Consider the following 16,810-nt stretch of genomic DNA (forward strand, 5'->3'; position numbering starts at 1 on the left):
TTGAAGGCTGGTCAGTTGAAGGCTGGTCAGTTGAAGGCTGGCGCAGTTGATGTCGGGCGCTAGTCGGAGACGGGAGAGTGAGAGAGGCGGCAGCGAAAAGTCAATCCGTGCTTGGAAACGGCGGAACGGCAATGCCGGCAGGGAGGACGGCAAGCACCTTGAAGAGTTCGCCCATGGCCAGCGGGCCGGCGAGGCGCTCGACGTCGGCCGCGATCTTTTCGCGAGCTGCCTCATCGGCATTGGCGCCGAGCCGGCCAGCTCGTTCGAGAAGCCCCATCTTGAGCAGGAATTCACCTTGCGTTGAGAGGTGGGCATCGAGGCTGTGTGCCCGAACGGTTGCCGCGAGGGCAGCGAAATCGACATGGGCTGTGAGATCGGCCTGCCCCGGATTGGCCAGCACGTCCTCATGACCATGCTTGCGCAAGGCCTGCAAGGTGTCGCCGATCCCGGGCTGGAGGTGACCATAGTCGAGAAACAGGCCGGCCCCGCCAAATCCGGCAAGTCGCCCGGCGATGGCCGCCATCAGGGCGGCGCGGGCTGGCGCCACCTCGACGATGGCACCTTGCGGCGCATTCTCGGCACCCTCCGGCAGCAGCATCGGGTCAAGCGAGCCGGCGCCGACGAAAAAGCGCAGCCGGTTCGCATCGTCGAGACCGATCATCCGCTCGCGCCAGCCGGCCCCAGCGCGGACGAACTGGCGGATGGGCACCGCGTCAAACAGCTCGTTACCAACAATCAGAAGCGGCCCCTGCGGTAGTGTGTCGACGGCCTCATGCCAGGCGATGGTGGCCGACGTCCCGGCAAGCGTTCGTTTCTGGACCTCGGTCAACCGCAGACTGGTCTCGATCAAGGCGAACGATGCGCTGGCGGTAAGCGTCGGATCGAGCCGCGAAAGCGTGCGCAGCATATCTCTCATCAGCGTGCCGCGGCCGGGGCCTATTTCGGCGATGGCGACCGGCGTCGGCCGGTCGATCGCCAGCCACGCCTGATAGAGCCAGATGGCGACCAGCTCGCCAAACATCTGGCTGACCTCCGGCGCGGTGACGAAGTCGCCGGCGGCGCCGAACGGCTCACGTGTCGTATAATAGCCGTCCTGCGGATCGAACAGGCAGAGCGCCATGTATTCGCTGATGGGGATCGGTCCCACGGCACCGATCAGCTCGGCGATGCGGGTCTTCAGCCGCGTCATGCCGGCTGCGGTTTTGTCACCGGCTTGGCTGTAGCCATCGCCCAGATGCCGGCCAGCACCATCGGCAGTGACAGCACCATTCCCATGGTCAGCCAGCTCGTGCCAAGCAGGTAGCCAAGCTGCTGGTCGGGCTCGCGAAAGAATTCGACGAAGATGCGCGAGGCGCCATAGCCGGCGATGAAGGCGCCGCCGACGAAGCGCGGCGCCTTCAGCTTGAGCCGCGAATGGGTGAGGAAGCGCAGGACAAGGAACAACACCAGCCCTTCGAGCAGCGCCTCGTAGATCTGGCTCGGATGGCGTGCAAATGGGCCGCCATTGGGGAATTCGAATGCCCATGGAACGTCGGTCGGCCGGCCCCATAGTTCGGAATTGATGAAGTTTGCCAGGCGAACGAGGCCAAGCCCCACCGGCACGCCGGCGGCAACCACGTCGAACAGCGACCATGTGCGGATGCCACGAGACCGGGAAAACAGCGTCATGGCGAGAATGACGCCGATCAGGCCGCCATGAAACGACATCCCGCCCTGCCAGACGGCGACGATATCGAGCGGATTGGCAATGTAGCGCGGCAGGTCGTAGAACAGCACGTAGCCGGTGCGTCCGCCGAGCACCACACCGATGGCTGCCCAGACGATGAAGTCATCGAGGTCGACGGGCTTCATCGGCAGGGTGCCGTCGGGCCACAGTTTTGGGTTGGTGACGAGGCGCTTGGCATACCACCAGGCGAACAGAATGCCGACGATGTAGCCGACGCCGTACCAATGCACCGCCAGCGGTCCGATCCGGACGATGACCGGGTCGATGTTGGGAAAGGGCAGGGCGGCCAGCGGCAGCAAATATTCGCTCAACAGGGTCTCCGGGTTCCCAATCAGGTTCGGGCGCGGACCATGCGGCAGGCTTTTGGCGCGGTCAAGGCAAGCATATGCTTGCATTCCGAATCGTGCGCCACTACGTCAATTCGACCAAGCGAGGATTTGCCATGGCGACCGGACCGAACCGCATTCTCGATGAATTCGCCAAGCTGATGACCGATGCAGCCGGTGCCGCGCAAGGCGTGCGGCGCGAGGTGGAGACCGCCTTCAGGGGCCAGGCCGAGCGCATACTCAACTCCATGGACGTGGTGCAGCGCGAGGAATTCGAGGCCGCTCGCGACATGGCGGCGAAGGCCAGGGAAGAAAACACCCGCCTCGCCGCTCGCATCGAGGCGCTCGAGGCCAGGCTTGCCGAATTGACCGGTCAAGCAGCGCCTGCGGCTGCGGCAAAGCCGCGTGCAAAAAAATAACAAGAAATAAATCGTTAAACTTTTCCACAAAGCCGGATCGCAAAAAGCGCTTTGTCGTGAATCGCTTACCGGTACTGCGTGAATCTTTGTGACAGCGCCTTTCCACATGCGAATGACGCAGTGCGAAAAATTTGGCTGGTCACGCGACTCCCGATCAATAGACTGAATTTGTTGCATGATTCGGAGCAGGGTCATGCGCCGGGCGGTGGGGTCCGGTCCAGGGTCTTTGCGTTGACGAAGTCCTGGCCGTCCGAGTTCTAGGCAGAATTGTTCGAGTGTGCCTCTCCCGCGGAGCGTGTGGTGGCGCTCCCAGAACGACAGGAAGCATTTCATGGAACTTCTCGAACTCGAATTCTCCCGCGAAATCCATCCGGTGGATGTTATCGAGCAGGTGGCGCACAACAACGATTGGTCCTTCGAGCGGGCCGGCGACGACGAGATCTCGATCTCGGTTGCCGGAAGCTGGACCGACTACCACGTTTCATTCTCCTGGATGGAGGACTACGAGGCGCTGCACCTGGCCTGCGCCTTCGACATCAAGGTCCCGGAGGCGCGCGCGCTCGAGGTGATGCGGCTGCTTTCGCTGATCAACGAGCAGATGCTATTTGGCCATTTCGACCTCTGGGAGCAGGAAGGCGCCATCATGTTCCGCCAGTCGCTGCTGCTGGCCGGTGGGGTCGAGCCGTCGAGCCAGCAGGTCGAGGTGCTGCTGTCGTCGGCGCTGGAAGCCTGCGAATGCTATTTTCAGGCGTTCCAGTTCGTCGTCTGGTCGGGAACTTCGGCCAAGGATGCGTTGGCCGGCGTGCTGTTCGAAACCTACGGAAACGCCTGACCGTCGATGGTTTCGAGCAACGCGCGAAAACCCGAGATCAGCTTTGCCGATTTCGACCGCATCGACATCCGCGCCGGCACGATCGTCGAGGCCGAGCCTTTTCCCGAGGCGCGCAAGCCGGCGATCAAATTGAAAATCGATTTCGGTCCCGTGATCGGGGTGAAGAAATCCTCGGCCCAGATCACGAAATACTATACGCCCGAAACCCTGATCGGCCGGCAGGTGTTCGCTGTGGTCAATTTCCCGCCGCGTCAGATCGGGCCATTCATGTCGGAAGTGCTGACGCTCGGCTTTCCTGACGAGGAGGGCGCCGTCGTCCTTGGCGCGATCGAGCGCAAGGTGCCGGACGGCGGCAGGTTGTTCTAGCTGCGCTGTTGTTCACGCAGCCAGTTTACGCCTGGTACCCAGCGCCTCTTCGACCGTTTCCATGAACATTTCCGCGCAGGCCTTCCAGCTGTAGCGCATCGCGCGTTGCCGCGCCTCGGCGCGGTCGACGTGAAGGGCGGCGAGCGCTGCTTGCCGCAGGTCGTCCGACACCGCGCCGCTGATGCCGTCACCCACAATATCGATCGGTCCGGTGACGGGATAGGCTGCGACCGGCGTGCCGCTGGCCAGCGCCTCGATGATGACGTTGCCGAACGTGTCGGTACGGCTGGGGAAGACGAAAACGTCGGCCGAGGCGTAGATCTCGGCCAGTTCGTCGTTCGGACGATGGCCAAGGAAATGGGCATCGGGATATCTGGCCTTCAGCCTCGCCAATTCCGGCCCTTCGCCTACGACCAACTTGCTGCCGGGCAGGTCGAGGTCTAGGAAGGCCGGCAGGTTCTTTTCGATCGCGACGCGGCCGACGCAGAGAAAGATCGGTCCGGGAAATCCCAGGTCCTTTCTTTTATCCGGCCGAAAATGATCGGTGTCGACGCCGCGCGTCCACGGCCGGAGCTTGGTGAAGCCGCGCGCCGCAAGATCGTCGGCAAGCGACTGGGTGGCAACCAGCGTGCCCTGTCCTGAATTGTGGAAATCACGCAGCCAGCGATAGGCCCATGCTTCAGGCACCGGCAGGCGCGCGCTCAGATATTCCGGAAAACGTGTGTGATAGCTGGTCGTGAACGGGCGGCCGGCATTGCGGCAGTAGCGCCGGGCCATAATGCCGAGCGGTCCTTCGGTGACGATATGGATGTGGTCCACCTTGCGTGCCTCGATCAGCTGCGCAACGCGGTGCGGCGTCGTCAGCGCCAGCCTGATATCGGGATAGGTCGGCAGAGGCAGGGTGCGAAAGATATTCGGCGTCAGGAAGTCCGTCTCGATATCGAAGGATTTCAGGGTCTCCGAGAGGCGCTCCAGCGTGTGGACGACGCCGTTGACTTGCGGGCGCCAGGCGTCGGTGACCATCAGGATGCGCATGGCGGTCCCTTGGCGGCAAGCTTGATTGCCTCGCCGCGACGCCTGAGCGGCGGCCACGCCGCAGCCGGGGCGGCGCACCGGCGCACCCGGGCAGGCGCGGGGTCGAAATGAGGCCGCAGGGCCGAATCAATCAGGATCGCGCGCTTCATTGGCGCTCTTCACCATGGTTTCATGACGGGCCGATGAAGGCCGGGTGTCGCTGCTGTCAAGCGGGGACCTTGATCACCGCCCGAAGGCCGCCGAGCGGGCTGCGTTCGAGGACGATGTCGCCGCCATGGCTGCGGGCAATGTCACGTGCGATGGAGAGGCCAAGGCCGGTGCCGCTGGCGTCGAGGTTGCGGGCCTCGTCCAGCCGCACGAACGGCTTGAATACATCCTCTCGCTTTTCGGCCGGAATTCCCGGGCCGTCATCGTCGATGGTGACGAGCAGCGAACCGCGCCCATGATTGGCATTGATCTCCACCGTCTTGGCATAGCGGAATGCATTGCCGACGACGTTGGACAGCAGCCGGGCAAAGGCATTGGGGCGCACGTGCACATGCGGATCGCCGACAAGCACGGTCGACAACTTGCGCTTGCGCAGCGCGGCTTCCTCGCGAAGCTTGTCGAAGAAGGCTTCGAGATCGAACTGACCGGCGTCTTCCGAAGCTTCGCCGCGTGCAAAGGCAAGGTAGCCTTCCAGCATCGACTGCATGTCATCGATGTCCTGGTCGAGTGCCTGGGTATCGGCTGCCTTGGTCCCGGCAAGCGCCAATTGCAGCTTGAAGCGGGTGAGGATGGTCCTCAGATCGTGGCTGACGCCACTCAGCATGGCGGTGCGCTGCTCGAGCTGGCGTTCGATGCGTTCGCGCATCTGGATGAAGGCAAAGCCGGCGCGGCGGACCTCCTCGGCTCCGCGCGGGCGAAAATCGCGCGGCATCGGCCGGCCCTTGCCGAAGCTCTCGGCCGCCTCGGCCAGCGTCAGAATCGGCCGGATCTGGTTGCGCAGGAAGGGAATGGCGATCATCAGCAGCACCAGCGAGGTGCCGACCATCCAGATCAGGAAAATATGGGTGTTCGATGCATAGGCCTGGCTGCGGCGCACGAAGACGCGCAGCACCTTGTTCTCGAGCTGGACGCGGACCTCGACGATATTGGAATTGCCGACCGTATCGATCCAGAACGGACGGTTGATCTGGCGGGTGATCTCGGACGAAAGGATCTCGTCGAGGATCGAGAAGAACGGCTTTGGCCCGGGAGGCGGCAGCGGGTCGGGCGGTAGGAGGTCGACTTTCAGCTGCATGCGATCCTGGGCGATGCGGATGACGTTGGCGTAGTCAGCGTCGTGCGGATAGGTCTCTATCAGGTCGATGATGGCGGCGATGTCGCGCACCGTGGCCTGCGACAGGCGCTGCGTCACGGTCTGCCAGTGGCGCTCCATGAAGACAAAGGCGACGACCGACTGCAGCATGATCATCGGCGCGATGACGATGATCAGCGAGCGGGCATAGAGCCGCTTCGGCATGTAAAGCGACACCAGGCGCCAGAAACGGTTCCAGGCGCGCGGCACGGCCTTGAGCGCCCGCGTCGCGCGAGCGCTCAAGCCGCCATCTCCCGGCCGTTCGAGTTGCGTGGTCGCCATTCGTCTTTTCGCTCACCGGCGGCCTGGCAAAGGACCGCTGTCGGCGACATTCTATTCCACGCTGAGCCGATACCCAATACCGCGCACTGTCTGCAGCCAGACCGGATTGGACGGATCGCGTTCGATCTTGCGGCGGAGCCGATTGATCTGGACGTCGATCGTGCGCTCGCCGACCTCGGATTCATCGCCGACAAGCTCATGCCGCGGTATCGTTTCGCCGGCACGCGCAGCGAAGATCGCCAGGATTTCCTGCTCGCGGTCGGTCAGCTTGAGCGCCTCGCCGCCGCGCTTCAGCTCACGCCTGGCGATCTGGAACGTATAGGGGCCAAAGACCAGCTGTTCGACCTTAGGCGTTGTCGCGGGGCCGCCGCGGCGCAGGATATTGTTGATACGCAGGATCAGCTCGCGCGGGTCGAACGGTTTAGGCAGATAGTCGTCGGCGCCGGCCTCGAGCCCGGTGATCCGGCTGTCGGTTTCGGACAGTGCGGTGAGCATCAGGATCGGCACGTTTTTCTCCGCCCGCAGCGCCTTGGTGAGGTCGACGCCACTTTCACCCGGCATCATGACGTCGAGCACGATCAGATCGAAGTCGAGGCCGGCGAGCTTGCGCCGCGCCTCGCCGGAATTTCCGGCGACGGTGACGCGAAAGCCGTTTTCGGTCAGATACTGTTTCAGAAGATTGCGGATACGGGTGTCGTCGTCGACCACCAGCAGATGCGGCGCGTCGTCTTCCGGTGCTGTCGGATGATCAACCCTCTCAATGGTCTCCATGGTTTTTCCCTGACATCTTTGCGGCCACAATGTCGATCTGCGCCCTTAGTTCCGGATTGACCATCGCTTCAAGGAACCGTTCGATAACGGCGCGTTCGGTGGCTCCGGAATCTTCCAATGCAGCATGGATGCGGCGCGACTGTGGCCGCGCCAGCGCCAGCGCCAGGGCACGGCCCTTGGCCGTCGGGTAGAGTTCGCGCTGGCGGCGGTCGCGAGGGCCCTGCAATTGCACGATATGGTCGGTGTCGATCAGTTGCTTGAGCACGCGCGCCAGGCTCTGCTTGGTGATCTTGAGCACGTCGAGGAGCTCGGCGACCGTCAGCCCGGGCCGGCGATTGACGAAATGCAGAACCCGGTGATGGGCACGGCCAAAACCGTATTCGGCCAGGATCTGGTCCGGATCGGAGGTAAAGTCGCGATAGGCGAAGAAAAACAACTCGATGATGGCGAAATCGATGCCGTCCTCGTCGGTGATCGCCGTCCTGATCGGTTCTGCGGCTGCGTGGCTCGTCATCTTTTCTCCGTGTGAAGCAGGAAATTATGTCAGCACTATTGACGTATTTTCCGCGCGATGGTAATTTTTGGCAAGCTTTTCGGCGGATTGCGAACGAAAAGGCAAGCGAAGCCGTTTTTTCCGGAACTTCCTGAGTTTGCCAGACCTTAAATATCCGCCTACGCTTTGACACAATGGCCGCCCGCAGCGGCCGAGGCGAAACACGCAACGACACAATGATGTGCGGGCTGCCGCCCGCGGGAGGTTACCATGGCATCCGTTCCCTTCGACCAACTGGACGGCTTTATCTGGATGAACGGCGAGTTCGTCAAATGGGCCGACGCCAAGATCCACGTCTTGACCCACGGGCTGCACTACGCCAGCGCGGTATTCGAGGGCGAGCGCGCTTATGGCGGCGAAATTTTCAAGCTGACCGACCACACCGAACGCCTGCATGAATCGGCGCGCCTGCTTGGCTTCAAGATACCCTACTCGGTCGCCGAGATCGACGACGCCTGCCGCACGCTGTTGAAGAAGCAAGGTTTCCAGGACGCCTATGTCCGGCCGATCGCGTGGCGCGGCAGTGAACAGATGGGCGTTTCCGCACAGAACAGCCGGATCAACTGCGCCATCGCCATCTGGCAGTGGCCAAGCTATTTCGACCCGGCGCAGAAGCTCAAGGGCATCCGGCTCGACATGGCCGAATGGCGCCGCCCCGACCCGCGCACCGCACCGTCGAAATCGAAGGCGGCCGGCCTCTACATGATCTGCACCATGTCCAAGCATGCCGCCGAGGCCAAGGGCTATGCCGACGCCATGATGCTCGACTGGCGTGGCCAGGTGGCGGAAGCGACAGGCGCCAACATCTTCTTCGTCAAGGACGGCAAGATCCATACGCCCAAGCCTGATTGCTTCCTCGACGGCATCACCCGCCGCACGGTCATCGACCTTGCCAAGGACCGCGGTTTGGAGGTGATCGAGCGCGCCATCATGCCGGAGGAGCTTGAAGGCTTCCACCAGTGCTTCCTCACCGGCACGGCGGCCGAGGTGACACCGGTTTCGGAGATCGGTCCGTACCGATTCGAGGTCGGCGATATCGCCAAGACATTGATGAACGACTATTCTGCGGCGGTTCAACCCAACCACGCGATTGCTGCAGAATAACGAAAGTCACAGGTTTTTTATCAAGTAGGGGCGGTTTTCGGGCCGCCCCTTTTATTTAAGCGTTTGCGCATTTGACTTTCATTCAATTCGGCGTCTCATGATGGCGTCGGCCTGGGAGGCTGGCAGCTATGGAGGGACTGGAAATATGGATATGAACACGCTTCTTCCGATCATTATTCAGGTGATTACGGGCATCATCGGTGGCCAGGCGGTGGGTGCGGCTATCAAGAGTGCGGCGATGGGGCAGCTTACCAAAATCCTGGGTGGCGCTGTCGGCGGCGTCGGCGGTGCGGCCATCCTCAACAGTCTGCTGGGTGGCGCGGTCGATCCGGCAGCAGCCGCCACGGCGGCAGGGGCCGGCAGCGCGTTGAACATTTCAAATATCGTTGGCGGTGCCGGCGGCGGCGCCATCCTGACCGGCATCATCGGTGCGGTCATGAACGCGATGAAGAAATAAGCTTCGACGTTTCAGGTTTTCAAATGGGCGGCTTCGGCCGCCCATTTCGTTTGCCGTTTGTGGGAGCGGTGGACGCCGTTCGCGTGTGTCTCTACATCAGGGCCTGGTTCAAGGTTGGAGCTCTCCTGACGCGTTCGAGGGGACGCGCAGCACTCCGACAGCGTGAAAGGACGAATATGGGTCAGCTCAACGCCGGCATCGTGCCGGTCACGCCGTTCCAGCAGAACTGCACCATCCTCTTCGACATGGACGACAGACAAGGCGTTGTCGTCGATCCGGGCGGTGACATCGACAAGGTGCTGGCGGCGCTCGAGGACAATGCGATCACTGCCGGCGCGATCTGGATTACCCATGGCCATATCGACCATGCCGGCGGGGCCATGGAACTGAAGGAGGCGCTCGGTATCGAGATCATCGGTCCGCATGCCGCCGACCGGCCGCTGCTCGCCAATCTCGAGAACCAGGCAAAGCGCTACGGCATCACCGATCCCGTGCGCAACTGTGTCCCCGACCGGTTCCTTGCCGAAGGCGAGACCGTTTCGTTCGGCTCACACGAGTTCGAGGTGCTCCATTGTCCGGGCCACGCACCCGGCCACGTCGTCTACTATAACCGGGCGGCGAAGTTCGCGCATGTCGGCGACGTGCTGTTCCGCGGTTCGGTCGGCCGCACCGACCTGCCGGGCGGCGACCACGCCGCGCTGATCGCCTCGATCAAGGAGAAGCTTTTGCCGTTGGGCGACGACATCGGCTTTATCTGCGGCCATGGTCCCGGCGGCCGTTTTGGTGAGGAGCGGCGGAGCAATCCTTTTCTGGTCTGAAACCGCTTGCCGGAAACAAAAAGCGCGGCCTGTGCGACCGCGCTTTTTTCCGACGGGAAACTGCCTCCGCTAATTGGCGGTGCAGAAATGCTGTTCGCCGTCATAGCCGGTGAACGTGCCGGTACGGGCGTTGAAGCTCCGGTAGCGGTCCGAGCAGTATTCGTACCAGCCGCGGGTCCACGGCTCCGCATAGCTTTCGGCATAGGCCACTCGCGGCTGCACGTAATAACGGCGTACCGGGGCAGGCCTGTAGTATTCATCATCATAGGCCGGGTCGTAATAGCGGGGCTGCGGGTTGGCGAGAGCACCGCCGATCAGGGCACCGGCCGCAAGGCCGGGCACGCCGGCCGCAACGGCGTCGCCGTGGCCGTGGTGGCGGCGGTGATGGCGCCATTCGTCGGCATTGGCCGCGGGCAAGGTCGCAAGCGTGGTCGCAACGACCGCGGCGGACAGGATGGCAGTCTTGAAAATTCGGTTCATGTCGGTCTCCTTCGTGCCGGCCCGGGTCGTTTTCGGGGGATGCGGTCCGGCTTTAACGAAGATTAATATGCGACCGTGGCTGAACGGGGGCTGAACGAAATTTGACCAGGCGGTTCATCTAACTGGGCGGTTCAAGCGTGCGGCAAACACCGCAGGCCAGACCGGCCCACGTCCATTCTGTCCGGGGGTGGTTCAGCCGATCGACAGGTTGACGGCTTTCGGACCCTTGCCGCGCTTGTCCGGCTCGGTGTCGAATGTCACTTTCTGCCCATCCTCAAGACCGGGAAGACCCGACGCCTGCACGGCCGAAATATGGACGAAGACATCCTTTGCCCCGTCGTCCGGCGTGATGAAGCCGAAGCCCTTGGCGTGATTGAAGAATTTGACGGTGCCGGTCTGCGGCATGGGAAGCTCCTTTGATCCCACAAGTCCAGTCTCGGGCCGGCAAATGCCCGGACGGAAATTTGTCCTTTATTTTAGTGCCATCGGCAAGAGAAAGTTTTGCGGGTGCGGGCAAGCATCCCGGAACACAAAAGGCGCGACGAAAACCGCCGCGCCTTTACAGAATTCAAGTTCACTCCAAAAGCCTTGCAGCATCCTCACACCCCGAAAGGACGCGCGGCACGCTGTGGTTTCAGGCAGCGCGGAGATTGACCGCTTTCGGACCCTTGCCCATACGGTCGGGCTCGACATCGAAGGTGACCTTCTGACCGTCGACAAGCGTGCGCAGCCCGGAAGCCTCGATCGCCGAGATGTGGACGAACACATCCTTGGCGCCGCCATCGGGCGTGATGAAGCCGAAGCCTTTGGTAGCGTTGAAGAATTTAACGGTGCCGGTCTGGGCCATTGGGGAAACTCCTTCACCCGTGTCAGTCTTGGTGGTTCCGCCCGCCGCCTGGCGCCGTGGGCAAGTCCCGGTGGTTGCTTCGGCAGTCATGCATTGGCGCATGGGTAAAACCCCCCGCCGAAAACGGGGCTGTCAGAGATTCACAGTATCGGGGAAAGGTCGTCCAAAACGTTCCGCTCTCCGGGTCGCAAATGCCCGAACACAAAATTTATCGCACGGAAACGTGATGCTTGCAAGACACAGCCGCGGGCGGCCCCAACAGGCGCATCCCGACGCATCGCACCGATAGTCCCGGTTCTCTGCGCGGTCATCGGCCAGACTTCACCCAGGCATGGTCCAGCCAACGGGGCAGGTGCTGTCTTGGCTTGCGCCGGCATACCGCCCTGGCTCGCCAGTTGCAAACAGGGGTTGCATCTGGCAGCGGAATGACGAGGATCGGCCTGACCCAGGCACCATTTGTGCAGGCAGGAGTTTCGAGGGAGGGAACATTCATGCGGTTTCTTGCGGCAATCTTTCCGCGGCAGGTTTTTTCCATCCTGTTCCTGTCGGCAATTCTCGCAGCCTGCACCGTCGTGGTGGATGATGAGGGGCCGGGGCCGCGCCCGCCACGGCCGGGGCCGCAATTCTGCACTAGGCAATATGACCCGGTCTGTGCCCGGCGCGGCGGCGACCGCCAGACCTTCGCCAATGCCTGCCTTGCCGAACGGGCCGGATACCGCATCATTCGCGAGGGCGAGTGCCGCGGCGGTGGTGGTGGCGGTGAGGAGCAGACATTCTGCACCCGCGAATACCGCCCGGTCTGTGCCCGTCGCCATGGCGAACTGCGCACATTCCCCAACGAATGCGAAGCCCGCGCGGCGGATTATCGCGTCGTCGATGACGGGCCCTGCTAGCGCACCGACCTACAGCCTGGCCGGATAAGCACCATCTGGGGGCCGGCGTAGAGCTCAGCGCCGTTCCCGTTGGAGATGCGCAGGCGACGCAGATCTGCGGCACCATCAGCATGTGAAGCAGCGTTGCGGCGCGTCGGCTCAGTTGGCCGGGTTGTCGACCGGTTCGAGATTGTCTTCCGTGGTGACCCGCTCATAGGTCTCCTGATCGCTGCGGATGCGATATTGCGGCGAGCCGTCCTTGACCGGCAGCCGGCTCTTGATCTGGAACAGCTCCGCGGTCTTTTGGGCAAGGCCGGTGCGGCTCTTCATGCGGACGGTCTGGCCGACGGTGAAGATATGCGCCGGCGTGTCCGTGCGCCGCGCATTCTGCTGGAAGCGGATCATGTGACATTCTCCTGGTCGTGCCGAAGCGCTGCGTCGAGCTCGGCATGGTCAATGGCGACAAGCTGGCTGGTCGCGCTTTTCACTGTCCTTGCCGGCAGATGGATGAAAGTGGCGACGCGGCGCCAGGCAGGCCAGGACATGCCGTCGATCAGTTCTTCGTCGTGGTCGATGTCATAGTCGCCGGCCGGCTGCACGCCATCCAGCCCGCCAAGCACGAAAGGTGCCGCGAAATGCGCTATGGAATGGGTGGTGCGAGCAGACATTCTTGTGCCTCGAAGTTCTCGCTTGTGCCTTGAAGTTCTCGTGCCTTGAAGTTTCTTTCCGGCCTGCCCCGGAAGCGGAGCCTGCATTGCGGTACCAGGTGTCGGCGATTTGGATAAGTTTGGCGGGCCGAGAATCCCTGACACCGCGGGGCCAAGCATGGCCCAAAACGGTTTCATACCAATAGTCTGAAAATACGGCTTATTCAAGAAGTTTTCGGCCTCTTACCCCTACCAACGTCAAATTACTTTTCTATAGTTATCCGCAGAACGATGATACGGTCCCGGTGCACCTCAAAAATTGTTTGAAGAACTTCCGAAAAAATTCCTCCGGCATTTGTATTTATCTAGCAATGGAAGGAAGAGAGTCATGAACTCCGCAAGAACACCGGATGTCCCGACAGTTGCAGTCAGTCCTGTCGCAAAGCCGATAAAGGTCTTGTCGCCGCGTCTCACGATAAGAAGCGACGAGGCGGCAAGGCGAAGGATTGCCGACACCGACGGCACGGCGCGGCGGGCGCGCCAGCTTGCCGAAAGCAACCGCCTGATTTGACGCGCAAGCCATGACGCTCAATTTTCCCAATCCCAGCCGCTCCTATGACGCGGCGGCCAAGCGCATTCGTTTCGTCGGCCATGACGGCATGCTCGAAGTCCCGTTCTTTGTCGAGGTCGCGGCACTTTCGGCGGCAAACCCGGCAGCAAGCGGAGCCGAGGCCGAATTTCTCAGCGCCTTCGACGCCAAGCGTTCGTCGATCCACGAGATTGCGCGCCAAGCCTACTCGCACGGCCGCAGGAACATGTATGTGCTGACGCCGGCCGACTTTCGGTAGGCTCCCCCCGGGTTCGAAGGTTTGCTTCGCAGCGACCGCCGTCTGCTCTTGCACGCGCCGCAGCGATGGCCTAGATCGCGGCAGGCGGACAACACGGCAGGTTTCCCATCAACAGAGATCCGAGACAACCGGCAGGCGCACGTTACGGCTCAGGCGGACAGCCGCCGCTGGGGCTCGACCAGCACGTGCAGCAGGCGCTGCAGCTGCACCAGGCCGGGCGCCGGCAGGAAGCCGAGGCGCTTTACCGACAGGTGCTGGCGCAAAAGGCCAACCACCCGGCTGCTGCGCATTTCCTCGGGCTTCTGCTGCACCAGACCGGGCGCAGCGCCGAGGGGCTGGCGCTGATCGAACAATCGGTGCGTCTGCAACCGAACAATCCGGATTTCCTCAACAATCTCGGCACCGTGCTGCGCGACCTCGGCCGGGTCGCGGCCGCCGCCGATCTCTTCCGCAAGGTGGTGGCGATTCGGCCGGACCAGCTGGCGGCGCGTGACAATCTCGGCTCGTCGCTGAAGCAGCTCGGCCAATTCGAAGGCGCCGAGGATATTTATCGCGGCACGATCGGCCGCAACCCGTTCCATGTCCGCGCCCGCGTCGGGCTTGCCGAAACGCTGCAGGAAGCGGGCCGGCTGGATGAGGCACTGGCTGTCTTTCGCGAGGCGCTGACGATCCGGCCGAAGGATGCCGATCTTTTACACGGCCTGGGTGTCGGGCTGATGGAAAAGGGCAATCTCGACGAGGCTGCGGATCTTTTCAGGCAGGCGCTGGCTGTGGACCCCGGCATGGCGAGGGCCTGGCTGATGCTTACCCAGGTCAAGCGCCAGAAGGAGCGCGACGCCGAGCTTGCCCGCATGGAGGCGGAGCACGCCAAGGCGCCGCAAGGCAGCCTGGCGCGCATGCAGCTTTCCTTCGGTCTCGGCAAGGCCAATGACGACCTCAGGCAGTATGGCCGCGCCTTCGACTATTTCGCCGAAGGCAACGCGATCCGCCGCCAGGGCATCGACTACGACGCCGGCAAGACGCGCGGCGAGTTCGAGGCGATGAAGGCGGTGTTCGACAAGGCCTTTTTTGAAAGGCACAGGCCGAGCGAGATAGCCGACGACACGCCGATCTTCGTCGTCGGCATGCCGCGTTCCGGCACCACGCTGGTCGAGCAGATCATCGCCAGCCATCCGCAGGTCTATGGCGCCGGCGAGCTCAGCATATTGAAGACGGCGGTCGGCAAGCAGTTTCCGCTCAGCATGAAGGGCGGCTTTCCCTGGGGCATCGCCGACATGCCCGACAAGGCCTATGCCGAGGCCGGCCAGGCCTATCTCGACATGCTGCACGCCCGCTATCCGGGTTCTCGGCACGTCACCGACAAGATGCCCGGCAATTTCCTCTTGGTGGGCTTCATCCATTTGATGCTGCCGAAGGCCAAGATCATCCATTGCTCGCGCGATGCGGCGGCGACCTGCCTGTCGATCTACAAGGTGCACTTCCGAGGCGAAAGCCATCGCTACGGCTACGATCTCGACGAGCTCGCCGATTTCCACAATCTGTACACCGACATCATGGCGCACTGGCACGCCGTGCTGCCTGATGTCGTGCACGACGTTCGCTACGAGGATTTCGTCGCCGACCAGGAAGGCCAGTCGCGGGCGCTGATCGCCCATCTCGGCCTGCCGTGGGACGACGCCGTGCTGTCGTTCCACCAGACCGACCGGCCGGTGCGAACGGCGTCGGCTGCTCAAGTGCGCCAGCCGATGTATCAGGGCTCGGTCGACCTGTGGAAGCGCTATGGCGACCGGCTGAAGCCGCTGCACGACAAACTTGATCGAGGGGCGCCTACAGCTCGATGAAGGGCTGAAAACCGCCAAAGATCATGCGCTTGCCGTCGAACGGCATGGTCTCCCAGTCCGACTTGAGGCGCGGGTCGGCCATCACCTTGGCCATCGCCGCGTCGCGGCTCTGGCGCGATTCGTAGACCACCCATGAGAAGATGACGACCTCGTCGTCCTTGGCCTGTACGGCGCGCGGGAACGAGGTGAGCTCGCCATAAGGGACGTCGTCGCCGACGCATTCGACGTAGGCAAGAGCACCGTGCTCCTTCCAGACGGCGCCGCCGGTTTCCGCCAGCTTCTTGTAAGCATCGAGCTTTGCCTTCGGTACGGCAAGTACGAAACCGTCGACATAGGACATCTGATTTCCTCCATGCGATCGTTTTCCTCTCCCTCTGGAGCGGGAGAGGTGATTTCAGACACAGCCTGTGTGGAATGCTAAGCTGCTTTCACCGGTGCGTTCATTGCCCATTCGACGCCGAACGGATCACGCATATTGCCCCAGCGATCGCCCCAGAACATCACCTGCAACGGCACGACTTCCTTGCAGCCCGCCTCGACGGCTCGCTGCCACCAGGCGTCGATGTCGTCGCTGCCGAGGTGGAGCTGCATGGTGTAGCCCTGCGGCTTCACAGCGGCCATTCCATGCTCGGGATAGAAGTCGGAAAGCATCAGGGTCGAACCGTTGATATGGAGATGGATATGCATGGTACGGCCCTGTTCGTCCGGCGGATAGGCAAAGACCTGCTCGGCACCGAAGGCCTTTTGGTAAAATTCTGCGGCTTTGAAAGCGCCGTCCAGCTGAAGGTAGGGCGTCAATCCGCCAAGCACTTTGGCGGCGGGCTGGGTCTGCGGCTGGTCATTCATGTCATGCTCCTCTTTGCGTCTGGTTTGCCTTTGCGAACCACAGGACGAACGGAACGGCGACGATCCTACACGGCCGATGGTTTTTTGGATTCGAAATGGCGCCTGCCGCGACGGCCAACTGCCACCTTTCAACCTTCGATGCGAATCCGCGGGCTGTTTTGCGCGTCGACGACGATTTCCGGCCAGCCAATATCTTTGCGCAGCTCGATCGGCAATGAAAGGATGGCGCGTTCGCTGCGATAACGGGCGCGAGCCGCCGAGTAACGCGTCACGGCGTGACCTATGGATGACAGAATAGACATGATGCTTTCTCCTCAATTGGCGCCGGCATCACCGTGTCGGCAACCCAAGGACGTGGCATGCGATCATCATCCGACAGAGCGCCGGATTTTTTTCCGCAA

Annotated in this window: 24 protein-coding genes; 10 read left to right on the forward strand and 14 right to left on the reverse strand. The window is 62.3% G+C overall.

Annotated elements, in window-relative coordinates:
- Window positions 1–100 precede the first annotated feature (100 nt).
- Together NKJ32_RS08970 and lgt are read right to left on the reverse strand one after the other, a co-directional pair.
- On the reverse strand, window positions 101–1,189 hold the full coding sequence (locus tag NKJ32_RS08970; protein ID WP_352756387.1) for a class I SAM-dependent methyltransferase: 1,089 nt from the start codon (window positions 1,187–1,189) through the stop codon (window positions 101–103).
- On the reverse strand, window positions 1,186–2,037 hold the full coding sequence (lgt, locus tag NKJ32_RS08975) for a prolipoprotein diacylglyceryl transferase (RefSeq protein WP_352450498.1): 852 nt from the start codon (window positions 2,035–2,037) through the stop codon (window positions 1,186–1,188). The genes NKJ32_RS08970 and lgt overlap by 4 nt, the downstream gene beginning before the upstream one ends.
- 131 nt (window positions 2,038–2,168) lie before the next feature.
- Here lgt and NKJ32_RS08980 point away from each other — a divergent pair, with 131 nt between their 5' ends.
- From NKJ32_RS08980 to NKJ32_RS08990, 3 genes are all read left to right on the forward strand, one after another.
- Window positions 2,169–2,471, forward strand: coding sequence for an accessory factor UbiK family protein (locus tag NKJ32_RS08980; protein WP_023678421.1), 303 nt, complete (start codon window positions 2,169–2,171; stop codon window positions 2,469–2,471).
- Window positions 2,472–2,802: 331 nt separating this feature from the next.
- Window positions 2,803–3,303 (forward strand): type III secretion system chaperone family protein, encoded by a 501-nt coding sequence (locus tag NKJ32_RS08985; RefSeq protein WP_023678420.1) that lies wholly within the window; start codon window positions 2,803–2,805, stop codon window positions 3,301–3,303.
- Between the two features lie 6 nt (window positions 3,304–3,309).
- On the forward strand, window positions 3,310–3,669 hold the full coding sequence (locus tag NKJ32_RS08990; protein WP_023678419.1) for a tRNA-binding protein: 360 nt from the start codon (window positions 3,310–3,312) through the stop codon (window positions 3,667–3,669).
- 12 nt (window positions 3,670–3,681) lie between these two features.
- On the opposite strand, the gene NKJ32_RS08995 is transcribed toward NKJ32_RS08990, so the two are convergent.
- The 4 genes from NKJ32_RS08995 to NKJ32_RS09010 all read right to left on the reverse strand — a co-directional run bounded on the left by NKJ32_RS08995 (window position 3,682) and on the right by NKJ32_RS09010 (window position 7,610).
- Complete coding sequence (locus NKJ32_RS08995) at window positions 3,682–4,704, reverse strand: glycosyltransferase family 4 protein (RefSeq protein ID WP_352827363.1); 1,023 nt, start codon at window positions 4,702–4,704, stop codon at window positions 3,682–3,684.
- 205 nt (window positions 4,705–4,909) lie between these two features.
- On the reverse strand, window positions 4,910–6,325 hold the full coding sequence (locus NKJ32_RS09000) for an ATP-binding protein (protein ID WP_352827366.1): 1,416 nt from the start codon (window positions 6,323–6,325) through the stop codon (window positions 4,910–4,912).
- 51 nt (window positions 6,326–6,376) lie between these two features.
- Entirely contained in the window at window positions 6,377–7,096 is a 720-nt protein-coding gene (locus tag NKJ32_RS09005) for a response regulator (RefSeq protein WP_023678415.1), read from the reverse strand.
- Complete coding sequence (locus tag NKJ32_RS09010) at window positions 7,083–7,610, reverse strand: MarR family winged helix-turn-helix transcriptional regulator (protein ID WP_352827368.1); 528 nt, start codon at window positions 7,608–7,610, stop codon at window positions 7,083–7,085. The genes NKJ32_RS09005 and NKJ32_RS09010 overlap by 14 nt, the downstream gene beginning before the upstream one ends.
- 249 nt (window positions 7,611–7,859) lie before the next feature.
- Between NKJ32_RS09010 and NKJ32_RS09015 the strand changes: the two genes are divergently transcribed.
- The 3 genes from NKJ32_RS09015 (at window position 7,860) to NKJ32_RS09025 (ending at window position 10,028) form a co-directional block, all read left to right on the forward strand.
- A complete protein-coding gene (locus NKJ32_RS09015) occupies window positions 7,860–8,753 on the forward strand; it encodes a branched-chain amino acid aminotransferase (protein ID WP_352568001.1) in 894 nt (297 codons plus the stop codon).
- Between the two features lie 145 nt (window positions 8,754–8,898).
- Window positions 8,899–9,210, forward strand: a complete 312-nt coding sequence (locus NKJ32_RS09020; RefSeq protein ID WP_023678412.1) for a hypothetical protein — start codon at window positions 8,899–8,901, stop codon at window positions 9,208–9,210.
- A gap of 176 nt (window positions 9,211–9,386) precedes the next feature.
- Window positions 9,387–10,028 (forward strand): MBL fold metallo-hydrolase, encoded by a 642-nt coding sequence (locus tag NKJ32_RS09025; protein WP_352568000.1) that lies wholly within the window; start codon window positions 9,387–9,389, stop codon window positions 10,026–10,028.
- 69 nt (window positions 10,029–10,097) lie between these two features.
- On the opposite strand, the gene NKJ32_RS09030 is transcribed toward NKJ32_RS09025, so the two are convergent.
- The 3 genes from NKJ32_RS09030 to NKJ32_RS09040 form a co-directional block, all read right to left on the reverse strand.
- Complete coding sequence (locus tag NKJ32_RS09030) at window positions 10,098–10,508, reverse strand: BA14K family protein (protein WP_352827373.1); 411 nt, start codon at window positions 10,506–10,508, stop codon at window positions 10,098–10,100.
- 192 nt (window positions 10,509–10,700) lie between these two features.
- Window positions 10,701–10,913, reverse strand: a complete 213-nt coding sequence (locus tag NKJ32_RS09035; protein WP_006202521.1) for a cold-shock protein — start codon at window positions 10,911–10,913, stop codon at window positions 10,701–10,703.
- A 229-nt stretch (window positions 10,914–11,142) separates the two neighbouring features.
- The gene (locus NKJ32_RS09040; protein ID WP_006202520.1) at window positions 11,143–11,355 is read right to left on the reverse strand and encodes a cold-shock protein; all 213 of its coding nucleotides are present in this window, start codon (window positions 11,353–11,355) and stop codon (window positions 11,143–11,145) included.
- A 491-nt stretch (window positions 11,356–11,846) separates the two neighbouring features.
- Here NKJ32_RS09040 and NKJ32_RS09045 point away from each other — a divergent pair, with 491 nt between their 5' ends.
- The gene (locus NKJ32_RS09045; protein ID WP_023678409.1) at window positions 11,847–12,248 is read left to right on the forward strand and encodes a Kazal-type serine protease inhibitor family protein; all 402 of its coding nucleotides are present in this window, start codon (window positions 11,847–11,849) and stop codon (window positions 12,246–12,248) included.
- A 138-nt stretch (window positions 12,249–12,386) separates the two neighbouring features.
- Here NKJ32_RS09045 and NKJ32_RS09050 read toward each other — a convergent pair whose 3' ends face one another.
- Together NKJ32_RS09050 and NKJ32_RS09055 are read right to left on the reverse strand one after the other, a co-directional pair.
- On the reverse strand, window positions 12,387–12,632 hold the full coding sequence (locus NKJ32_RS09050; protein WP_023678408.1) for a hypothetical protein: 246 nt from the start codon (window positions 12,630–12,632) through the stop codon (window positions 12,387–12,389).
- Window positions 12,629–12,895, reverse strand: a complete 267-nt coding sequence (locus NKJ32_RS09055) for a hypothetical protein (RefSeq protein WP_023678407.1) — start codon at window positions 12,893–12,895, stop codon at window positions 12,629–12,631. Before NKJ32_RS09055 ends, NKJ32_RS09050 begins: the two co-directional genes overlap by 4 nt.
- A gap of 367 nt (window positions 12,896–13,262) precedes the next feature.
- Between NKJ32_RS09055 and NKJ32_RS09060 the strand changes: the two genes are divergently transcribed.
- The 3 genes from NKJ32_RS09060 to NKJ32_RS09070 all read left to right on the forward strand — a co-directional run bounded on the left by NKJ32_RS09060 (window position 13,263) and on the right by NKJ32_RS09070 (window position 15,563).
- Complete coding sequence (locus tag NKJ32_RS09060) at window positions 13,263–13,445, forward strand: hypothetical protein (protein ID WP_023678406.1); 183 nt, start codon at window positions 13,263–13,265, stop codon at window positions 13,443–13,445.
- Between the two features lie 10 nt (window positions 13,446–13,455).
- Window positions 13,456–13,722, forward strand: a complete 267-nt coding sequence (locus tag NKJ32_RS09065) for a DUF1488 family protein (RefSeq protein ID WP_023678405.1) — start codon at window positions 13,456–13,458, stop codon at window positions 13,720–13,722.
- A gap of 185 nt (window positions 13,723–13,907) precedes the next feature.
- Window positions 13,908–15,563 carry a tetratricopeptide repeat-containing sulfotransferase family protein gene (locus NKJ32_RS09070; protein WP_352690634.1) on the forward strand — a complete coding sequence of 552 codons (1,656 nt, stop codon included), beginning with the start codon at window positions 13,908–13,910 and terminating at the stop codon, window positions 15,561–15,563.
- Here the strand turns inward: NKJ32_RS09070 and NKJ32_RS09075 are convergent.
- From NKJ32_RS09075 to NKJ32_RS09085, 3 genes are all read right to left on the reverse strand, one after another.
- On the reverse strand, window positions 15,550–15,903 hold the full coding sequence (locus NKJ32_RS09075) for a DUF1428 domain-containing protein (RefSeq protein ID WP_352690636.1): 354 nt from the start codon (window positions 15,901–15,903) through the stop codon (window positions 15,550–15,552). The two genes, NKJ32_RS09070 and NKJ32_RS09075, sit on opposite strands and share 14 nt — an antisense overlap.
- Before the next feature lie 77 nt (window positions 15,904–15,980).
- The gene (locus NKJ32_RS09080; protein WP_023678402.1) at window positions 15,981–16,409 is read right to left on the reverse strand and encodes a VOC family protein; all 429 of its coding nucleotides are present in this window, start codon (window positions 16,407–16,409) and stop codon (window positions 15,981–15,983) included.
- Window positions 16,410–16,537: 128 nt separating this feature from the next.
- Window positions 16,538–16,711: a hypothetical protein gene (locus tag NKJ32_RS09085; RefSeq protein ID WP_023719167.1), complete on the reverse strand. Its 174-nt coding sequence runs from the start codon at window positions 16,709–16,711 to the stop codon at window positions 16,538–16,540.
- Window positions 16,712–16,810: the final 99 nt, after the last annotated feature.

The sequence above is a fragment of the Mesorhizobium sp. M0159 genome, assembly GCF_040322295.1.
In the GTDB taxonomy this organism is placed as follows: Bacteria; Pseudomonadota; Alphaproteobacteria; order Rhizobiales; family Rhizobiaceae; genus Mesorhizobium.